This is a genomic window from Moorena sp. SIO4A1 (genome assembly GCF_010672065.1).
Lineage (GTDB): Bacteria > Cyanobacteriota > Cyanobacteriia > Cyanobacteriales > Coleofasciculaceae > Moorena.
Genome location: NZ_JAAHHX010000574.1, coordinates 1 through 1,641 on the forward strand (window position 1 = coordinate 1; position 1,641 = coordinate 1,641).

2 protein-coding genes are annotated in these 1,641 nt (G+C 38.6%); both read left to right on the forward strand.

What is annotated here, in order from left to right; genetic code table 11:
• On the forward strand, positions 1 to 1,296 hold a 1,296-nt coding region (locus tag F6K53_RS40780), incomplete at its 5' end, for an ATP-binding protein (RefSeq protein ID WP_293085917.1).
• Positions 1,297 to 1,324: 28 nt separating this feature from the next.
• Positions 1,325 to 1,641: response regulator (locus F6K53_RS40785; protein ID WP_293085920.1), on the forward strand; the 317-nt coding region annotated here is incomplete at its 3' end.

The window sequence follows — 1,641 nt, forward strand, 5'->3', positions numbered from 1 at the left end:
CTCAAACGCTCCTCGAATATAAGTAAATCAGACCTGGATTGCATCGGTATTATTCACCAGTGTGGCTCTCATTTGCTTACTTTAATCAATGATATTTTAGACCTATCGAAAATTGAAGCTCGGAAACTAAAGCTGCACAAAAGTGATATTCATTTTTATTCCTTCTTGATGGGCGTGGTTGAAATTTGTCGGATTCGTGCCCAGGAAAAAAGTATATCGTTTATTTACCATGCCGATCCTCAGCTTCCAGTGGCAATTTATGGGGATGAAAAACGCCTGCGGCAAGTTTTAATTAATTTACTGGGTAATGCGATTAAATTTACCGAGACTGGAAGTGTGACCTTTCAAGTAAGTTTAATCGGTTCATCCTTGAATGGTGACCGTTCCCACACAATCAGATTTAAAATTGAAGATACTGGTGTAGGGATGACTCCAGAACAGTTGAAAAAGATTTTTTTGCCGTTTGAGCAGGTAGGAGATACTAAAAAACAGTCAGAAGGCACTGGCTTGGGATTGGCAATTAGTATGAAAATTATCTCCCTAATGGGGAGTGAAATAAAAGTGGAGAGTACCTTAGGTGAGGGAAGTCAGTTTTGGCTAGATTTGGAACTAGCAATTGCTACGGAATCCCTGGAGCAAGAAACAGTCGTAGACAGCAGCAATATTGTTGGCATTAAAGGTAAACCTCCAACCACCTTAATAGTGGATGATCATCTCAACAATCGCTCGTTACTCATTAACCTACTAGAGTCGATTGGATTTCGTTGCTTTAAAGCAAGTAATGGTAAAGAAGGTTATCAGCAAGCAACAGAAATTAAGCCCGATTTAATTTTGACAGACATTGTGATGCCAATTATGGATGGATTGGAAATGATCGGTGCTATTAGAAAATCACAACAACTGCCAAATGTAGTGATTATGGTTGTATCTACTAGTGCCTTTGAAACTGACATAGAAAACAGTATAAAGGCTGGAGCTGATGCATTATTATCTAAGCCAATTAACATGGATTATCTTTTTAATCAGTTACAAAAATATTTAAAAATTGATTGGTTTTATGAAGCCAATAATCATCTAGAAAGTATAAATACCGAAAATTTACCACTGGAGACAGATGAAATTTTACCTCCACCAGCTGAGGTAATTGAAAAGCTATTTGAATTGGCAAAAAGAGGCAATATCCATGGCATAGAGAAAACTGTGCTTGAACTGGAACAGAGAGATAAAAAATTTGGGCCTTTTGCCAATGAGTTAAGGCAATTAGCAACTAGCTTTCAGGTTAAGCAAATTCGGTAATTTATCAAATCGTTCAGGGGGTAAATCCATGACTATCAATAAAGTTGATCAAGCCACTATCTTGATCGTTGATGACAATCCCACGAATCTGAAAGTGTTGTCAGAAGCGATCGCCAATTCGGGATGGGAAATCTTGGTAGCAACTGATGGTGAAACGGCTATCGATCAGAGCGAATATGCAACACCAGATCTGATTTTGTTAGATGTCATGATGCCAGGAATGGATGGTTTTGAAACCTGCCGCCGACTGAAATCTAATCCGGCAACTAATGAAATCCCAGTGATTTTTATGACTGCTTTGAATGACACGGTTGATAAGATCAAAGGTTTGTCCCTGGGGGCTGT